This is a genomic window from Haemophilus sp. HMSC71H05, assembly GCF_001838635.1.
Lineage (GTDB): Bacteria > Pseudomonadota > Gammaproteobacteria > Enterobacterales > Pasteurellaceae > Haemophilus_D > Haemophilus_D parainfluenzae_R.
The window spans coordinates 1-7,517 of record NZ_KV838032.1; the positions used below are offsets into that span (position 1 = coordinate 1).

A 7,517-nucleotide genomic window follows, 5' to 3' on the forward strand; every position below is an offset into this window, starting at 1 on the left:
TAACAAGTTAGATTAAGAAGGCGTATCGAAAGATGCGCCTTTTTGTTTGCCTAAAATTCAGTGAAATTATAATGAAAGTTCAAATTAAAAATGTGAATGTTAGGGAGAGAATATTCTTTGGAAGAAAAGAGTGGCGGAAGGTCATGGGAGTTGAACCCACCCGGGAACGCTGGCGTCCCCAACAGGATTTGAAGTCCTGCCACCTCACCGGAGATGACGACCTTCCGTTATTGAAATTGCGGTTACTTTAGCGTAAATTAGTTCGCAATTCAACGCCATTTTGAAATAGGAATTAAAAATGACCGCACTTTTTCAACAACTTCCTTCGGTAGATAAATTTTTAAAAACACCAGAAGGTGAAATGCTTTTAACTGAATTTGGTCATTCAGCCGTTGTACGTGAATTGCGCCAATTATTGTCTGAAGGACGCGAGTTTATCAAAGAGCATCAAAATTTACCGCACTTTTTTGCCGATCACCTAAGTACGTTACATTATTTACAAGAGCGATTGACTCAGCAAAATCATGTACAAATTAAATCAGTTCATAATTTAACAGGCACAGTATTACATACAAATTTAGGGCGAGCATTATGGTCAGAAAGTGCACAACAAGCGGCACTTCATGCGATGAAAGGTAATGTTGCACTAGAATATGATTTGGAAGAAGGCAAACGCAGTCATCGAGATAATTATATTAGTGAACTACTTGCACAACTCACCGGTGCAGAAGCTGCCTGTATTGTGAATAATAATGCGGCAGCCGTACTCTTGATGTTAGCTACTTTTGCAAAAGATAAAGAAGTGATTATTTCTCGAGGTGAGTTAATTGAAATCGGTGGTGCATTTCGCATCCCTGACATTATGGCTCAAGCAGGCTGTAAACTTGTTGAAGTCGGAACTACAAACCGCACACATTTGAAAGATTACCGTCAAGCAATCAATGAAAACACGGCTTTCTTAATGAAAGTACATTGCAGTAACTATCATATTAGTGGATTTACCGCTTCAGTTTCAGAACAAGAGTTGGTTGAGCTAGGACGAGAATTTGATATTCCAGTGATTACGGATCTTGGTAGCGGTGCATTGATTGATCTAAGCCAATATCATTTACCGAATGAGCCGACGGTACAAGAAAAAGTCACACAAGGCGTAAACTTGGTGTCATTTTCAGGCGATAAATTATTGGGTGGAACACAAGCCGGTATTATCGTCGGTAAAAAAGAGTGGATTGCTCAGTTACAAGCTCACCCATTAAAGCGCGTGTTGCGTTGTGATAAAGTGATTTTAGCCGGGCTTGAGGCAACATTACGTCTTTATCTCCACCCCGAAAAACTCACAGAAACGTTGCCAACTTTGCATTTGCTCACTCAATCAATGGATGTATTAAAAGAAAAAGCCGAACAACTTAAAACCTGTTTAGCAAATCGTTTAAAAGATTACCAGGTTGAGATTGAAGAAAGTTTTGCTCAGATTGGGAGTGGATCTCAACCGATGGCGACGATTCCTTCGATTGCGGTAACGATAGCTGAAAAAACAGAGGCAAAATTGACCGCACTTTTAGCAATATTCAAAGCGTTAGAACAGCCGATAATTGGCCGTGTTGAGAAAGGAAAGATTTGGTTAGATTTACGTAGCGTGGCTGACTTTAAGGCATTATTAGATACGGTGGAAAAATTATGATCATAGTTACATCAGGGCACGTCGATCATGGTAAAACAGCCCTTTTAAAAGCACTGACAGGTACGAATACCGCCCATTTGCCGGAAGAAAAAAAACGTGGCATGACCATTGATTTAGGCTATGCCTATTTGCCTTTAAAAGAGAAAGTGCTTGGGTTTATTGATGTACCTGGCCATGAAAAGTTTCTCGCCAACATGTTGGCCGGGCTTGGTGGTGTACATTATGCCATGCTTATTGTTGCAGCCGATGGAGGGATTGCCGCACAAACTAAAGAACACTTAGCGATTTTGCGTCAGCTTCAATTTACTGAAATCATGGTAGTGATTACCAAGGCTGACCGAGCAACAAATGAGCAAATCGAGGCACTAAAAATACAAATTCAGACAGATTATCCATTCTTAGCTGAATCTCATTATTTTATTACATCGGCACAAACGGGCTTAGGAATTGATGCGTTACGTGATTATTTAGCCAATTTACCGGAATTAGTCGAAATAAATAAACCGTTTCGTTATGCTATCGACCGTGTCTTTAGCGTGAAAGGGGCGGGGACAGTGGTAACGGGCACAGCATTTGCGGGAACGGTGGCCATTGATGATGAACTCTTCCTTTCTACAGGACAAAAGGTTCGTGTTAAGAATATTCATGCTCAGAATACGCCGAGTGAAAAAGGCTTGGCTGGCCAACGCTTAGCGCTCAATTTAAACGTTGATTTAGATCGTATTCCAATGCAACGCGGCGATTGGTTGTTAGCCTCAGAACCACTTGAGCCAACAGATCGTATTACCATTGAAATTACACCTGAAGTGAATTTGAAAGACAGTCAGCCTGTGCACATTTATCATGCAGCAAGCCGTACGACGGGTAAGCTCACCTTGCTTGAAAGCAAAAATGCAATGAAAAATGACCGCACTTTGGCAGAAGTTATTTTAGAACAGCCATTATTTTTGGCATTCGGGGATAAATTAATTTTACGTAGTGGCGATGCAAAAGTATTAATTGGTGGGGCGAAGGTACTCGAAATTCACTCACCAAAACGTTATAAGCGTACAGAGGCTCGTTTAGCGTTCTTGGCTAAACTTAATCAGGCTCAAACCGCCACACAACGCATCGGATTAACCTTACAAAAAGAGTCGGTTTCAGCTAAAGCGCTAATGTGGAGTGAGCAGCTAACTGAAAATCAACTGGCAGAAGCGTTGGCTGAAAACGGTGATATTCGTTTCCAAAATTGGTGTTTTAATCGTGATTATCAACGTGAAAAAACGCAGCAAATTTTGACCGCACTTGCTACCTATCATGAGCAACATAATGATCAGCTTGGTTTGAGTAAAGCCCGTTTATACCGTATTGCGACTTTAAACCAACCAGAAAATCTGATTTATCATTTCATTGAAGAAATGCTTGATGAAGGTCAATTGCAGCAAACCCGCGGTTGGTTACATTTGCCTTCACACAAAATCCAATTTTCAGCTGAAGAGCAAACATTATGGAAAGCGGTGTTAGCAGAATTTGAAAAGGCGCATGGACAAGCCATTTGGGTGCGTGATATGGCAACGGCATTGGCACAAGATGAAAGTGCTATGCGTAACTTTATGTATAAAGCGGGTAAGCTAGGTTACCTCACGCCAATTGTAAAAGATCGTTTTTTCCTGACAGAGAGCATTTATGCTTATGCTCGCTTAATTAAGGAAATGGCAGGCGAAGAAGGTAAAGTTGCCGTAAATGAATTACGTGATAAGCTTAATTTTGGTCGAAAACTGACAGTGCAATTGATGGAATATTTTGATCGTACCGGCTTTTTACGCCGTAAAGGCAATGATCATATTCTACGTGATAAAGACACATTTGATTTATAGGTAATACATGAAAAAGACATTCATTTCAGCCTTAATTTTTACCGCACTTTTTACGGTAACCGGTTGCGAAGATAAAGAAGCGAAAGCAACGATTGAGCAACAAACACAGACAATTGCGCAACTGACGGCAGAAAATACGCAATTAAAAGCTGAAAAAGAGAAGGCTGAGAAGGTTATTCCGGCAATTATTGCTCAAGATGATGTGATTTTTGATAAAGAGGAAACGATCAAATACCCTAAATCGGCCAAAGAAGATGACTACGCACCTGTAGAAGGTAAACTTCATTACAGTATTTCTACACTAAAAACGAATATTGAGTGGTTAGATACACTACTTTTAGAGCAAATTTCAAAAAATGCTGATGGTAAACCAAGAAGCCGTGAGCAGCTAGTTGCAGATTACCAAAAAGCATATGATGAAGCTAAAAAAGAAATGTTGGAATCTCCGATAATGGGGATTGATGAAACCTTAGATTTAGCATTTAATCATCAAAGAGGTAAGCTTGCTGTATTTTTAATAAACTATTACAGCTATGGTGGTGGGGCTCATGGAGTTGGTGGCTACCATTATCTTAATGTTGATTTAGAAACAAAAAAACTACTTTCATTTGATGATGTTTTTAAACCAAACCAGCAAGCTAAATTAAAAGAGTTGCTTTGGGAACGTTACACTCGATATGGCGAGGTAAAAGATGAGGAAGCATTTACATCAAAAGACGCTTTTGAAGTGACCGATAATTTCTATTTAGATCATGATGGGATTCATTTTGTATATAACGTGTATGAAATTGCATCTTATGCAGAAGGCCCCCAGGAGCTGGTGATTGAGTGGTGGAATGCCTCTGCGTTATTGAAGCCTGAATTTCTTCAGAAACAGTATTACCCCGTTTCGAGTAATACGGCAGAATAACAAAAGTGCGGTCAATAATGGCCGCATTTTTATTGGCCTTTTTTCACCCAGTATTTAAAAGGTGTGTCTTTGGTTTCGCTCGCTAAAAGGGTATGTTCCATAAATTGGCAGAAGCTTGGAATATCGCGAGTCGTGGCAGGATCATCCGCTAAAATAAGCAGAACTTCACCTTCATTCATGTGACGAATGTTTTTTCTCACAAGCATTACAGGTTCAGGACAACGTAAACCAACAGTATCAAGGGTTTTATCGACAGTAATTTCAGTCATGGTTATTCATTAGTTTTATTGAAATTGAGCTACATCATACAATAATTATGGGGAAATTTCGATAAATCCGCTATCAATGATAAACTACGCAACAAATTTACTTGAATAATATTCCATGGTTGAATACCTTATCCCCAAAAGTGCGGTCGTTTTTGAAGAAGAAATTAAGAAAAGTCGATTTATCACGTATTTGCAACATACGGAAGGACTTGAACAAGCCAAAGCTTTTTGGGCAGAAATTAAAGCGCAGCACCCTAATGCCCGCCATCATTGTTGGGCGGCAGTGGCCGGCAAGCCAACGGATTCTCAACAATTAGGCTTTTCCGATGACGGTGAGCCAGCAGGTACTGCAGGGAAACCGATGCTATCTGCTTTGCTAGGTAGTCAAGTTGGTGAAATTAGTGCCGTTGTTGTTCGTTATTATGGTGGCATTTTATTAGGCACTGGCGGTTTAGTTCGTGCTTATGGAAATGGTGTGCAGCAAGCTTTAAAATTATTAGAAACTGAACGAAAAGTCGAACGTCAGTTATTCCAACTTCATTGTGACTATGCACAATTAAATTGGATCCAAATTTTATGTGAACAGCATCAAATTGAAATTTATCAGCAAGATTTTCAAGTGCAGATTACATTACAGTTAGGCATTAGTGAAGATCAAATTAAACCTTTTGAACAAGCATTAATTGAGCGTTCGGCAGGAACGTTGAAATTAGAAGAAATGAATTAAGCGAGATATTGTGCATATTTTATCCATTATTCGGATTATCGGCATTTTGGTCATGTGTTTTTCCGGCACGATGCTGATTCCAGCCTTTGTGGCGCTTATTTATGGCGATGGCGGCGGTAAAGCGTTTATGCAAGCTTTTGCATTAAGCTTAACCGTGGGCATGTTGCTTTGGTGGCCTTGTCATCACCATAAACAAGAATTGCGGTCTCGTGATGGTTTCTTAATTGTGGTGGCATTTTGGTTCGTTTTGGGCGGTTTAGCAACCTTGCCATTGCTATTATTTGATTCACCTCATTTAACAGTGGCTTCCGCCGTGTTTGAAGCATTTTCTGGGCTAACAACCACGGGTGCCACCGTCATGACAGGATTAGATAATTTACCGAAAGCCATTCTGTTTTATCGTCAATTCCTACAATGGTTAGGCGGGATGGGGATCATCGTACTTGCGATTGCGATTATTCCTTTATTAGGTATTGGAGGAATGCAGTTATACCGTGCAGAAATGTCAGGTCCAATGAAAGATCAGAAAATTCAGCCACGGATAGCGGAAACAGCAAAGGCACTGTGGTTTGTTTATTTCTTTCTAACCATGTCTTGTGCTTTGGCTTACTGGCTAGCGGGTATGACACCATTTGATGCGATTACACATAGTTTCTCAACCGTATCTATTGGCGGCTTTTCTACGCATGATGCCAGTATCGGCTATTTTAATAGTTCGGCGATTAATTTTATCACGGTCATTTTCTTGTGGATTTCGGCTTGTAACTTCGCATTGCACTTCAGAGCATTTTCGACCTTAGGACGAGAAAATATTTTGAAGATTTATACAAAAGATCCAGAATTCCGCTTCTTTATGAGTATTCAAATTTTGCTTATCGTGGTTTGTACATTGGTGATGATAAGCCATCAATATTTTGACTCCTCATGGCAAGATTTTGAGCAAGTCGTATTCCAAGCCGTATCGATTTCAACCACAACAGGCTACACCACATCAAATTTCGCTGAGTGGCCTTCTTTTGTGCCAATGTTATTAATTATTGCTTCTTTTATTGGAGGCTGTGCGGGATCAGTTGGTGGTGGTTTGCGTGTTGCACGGATTTTAGTGTTATACCTTCAAGGTGCAAGAGAGCTAAAACGATTTGTTCACCCAAATTTAGTGTATCCAATTAAATGGGGTAAAAATGTTCTTGATGAACGTGTGATTGGAAGTATTTGGGCCTTTTTCTCTGCATATCTATTGGTATTCACTATTTGTTTGTTAAGTGTTATTGCCTGCGGTGTTGCACCTTTTGATGCCTTTAATGCAGTATTGGCAAGTATTAATAACCTTGGTCCAGGATTAGGTTCTGTGAATAGTAATATGACGGCGATGCCAGATAGCGCTAAATGGATACTGACTATTGCGATGGTGTGTGGACGTTTAGAAATCTTCACACTATTGGCGCTTTTCACACCGGCATTTTGGAAGGCATAATGAAAACATTAATTTTATATTCAAGCCACGATGGGCAAACAAAAAAGATTGCTGAATTTATGGCTCAGTATCTTGAAGGAGAAGTAGTGGTTTCACCGTTAGCGGAGGAACTGGATCTTCCATTTTTTGATCGGGTGATTATTGGGGCATCCATTCGCTATGGTCATTTTAATAAACAGTTATACCATTTTGTGGAACGCCATCATGAATTGCTGAATGCAAAAAGTGCAGTCTTTTTTGGTGTAAATTTGACAGCGAGAAAAGAAGGAAAAGATACGCCAGAGGGAAATGTCTATGTGCGTAAGTTCCTTCAACGTATAAAATGGACGCCGGAAAAAGTTGGCGTGTTTGCAGGGGCATTGTTATATCCGCGCTATAAATGGATTGATCGTGTCATGATCCAATTGATTATGAAAATTACAAATGGCGAAACAGATACGACCAAAGAAATTGAATATACCGATTGGGGAAAAGTAAAGACATTTGCAGAAAGCCTGAATTCGTAGAATAAAACACCATAAAAATAGTGTTTTTCAGACGATTTGATTAAAAGATCTTCAACCAATAAAAAATTTACATTTTTTTACAAAAAGATCTTGC

General features: G+C 39.7%; 7 protein-coding genes and 1 tRNA gene. 6 read left to right on the forward strand and 2 right to left on the reverse strand.

Annotation, left to right across the window (positions count from 1 at the left end; genetic code table 11):
• Nucleotides 1-131 precede the first annotated feature (131 nt).
• Nucleotides 132-226, reverse strand: a tRNA-Sec gene (locus tag HMPREF3279_RS04940).
• A 72-nt stretch (nucleotides 227-298) separates the two neighbouring features.
• Between HMPREF3279_RS04940 and selA the strand changes: the two genes are divergently transcribed.
• From selA to HMPREF3279_RS04955, 3 genes are read left to right on the forward strand one after another with little or no spacing between them, the layout of a single operon-like run.
• Complete coding sequence (gene selA, locus HMPREF3279_RS04945; protein WP_070868248.1) at nucleotides 299-1,681, forward strand: L-seryl-tRNA(Sec) selenium transferase; 1,383 nt, start codon at nucleotides 299-301, stop codon at nucleotides 1,679-1,681.
• Nucleotides 1,678-3,537, forward strand: a complete 1,860-nt coding sequence (gene selB, locus HMPREF3279_RS04950) for a selenocysteine-specific translation elongation factor (RefSeq protein ID WP_070868249.1) — start codon at nucleotides 1,678-1,680, stop codon at nucleotides 3,535-3,537. The genes selA and selB overlap by 4 nt, the downstream gene beginning before the upstream one ends.
• Nucleotides 3,538-3,544: 7 nt before the next feature.
• Complete coding sequence (locus tag HMPREF3279_RS04955) at nucleotides 3,545-4,447, forward strand: RsiV family protein (protein ID WP_070868250.1); 903 nt, start codon at nucleotides 3,545-3,547, stop codon at nucleotides 4,445-4,447.
• A 29-nt stretch (nucleotides 4,448-4,476) separates the two neighbouring features.
• Here the strand turns inward: HMPREF3279_RS04955 and tusA are convergent, their stop codons facing one another.
• Complete coding sequence (gene tusA, locus HMPREF3279_RS04960) at nucleotides 4,477-4,716, reverse strand: sulfurtransferase TusA (protein ID WP_049367545.1); 240 nt, start codon at nucleotides 4,714-4,716, stop codon at nucleotides 4,477-4,479.
• 115 nt (nucleotides 4,717-4,831) lie between these two features.
• On the opposite strand from tusA, the gene HMPREF3279_RS04965 reads away from it, so the two are divergent.
• From HMPREF3279_RS04965 to hemG, 3 genes are read left to right on the forward strand one after another with little or no spacing between them, the layout of a single operon-like run.
• Nucleotides 4,832-5,443: a YigZ family protein gene (locus tag HMPREF3279_RS04965; RefSeq protein ID WP_070868251.1), complete on the forward strand. Its 612-nt coding sequence runs from the start codon at nucleotides 4,832-4,834 to the stop codon at nucleotides 5,441-5,443.
• A gap of 10 nt (nucleotides 5,444-5,453) precedes the next feature.
• Nucleotides 5,454-6,917, forward strand: coding sequence for a TrkH family potassium uptake protein (locus tag HMPREF3279_RS04970; protein ID WP_070868252.1), 1,464 nt, complete (start codon nucleotides 5,454-5,456; stop codon nucleotides 6,915-6,917).
• Entirely contained in the window at nucleotides 6,917-7,423 is a 507-nt protein-coding gene (gene hemG, locus HMPREF3279_RS04975) for a menaquinone-dependent protoporphyrinogen IX dehydrogenase (RefSeq protein WP_070868253.1), read from the forward strand. Before HMPREF3279_RS04970 ends, hemG begins: the two co-directional genes overlap by 1 nt.
• The last annotated feature ends 94 nt before the right edge of the window (nucleotides 7,424-7,517 follow it).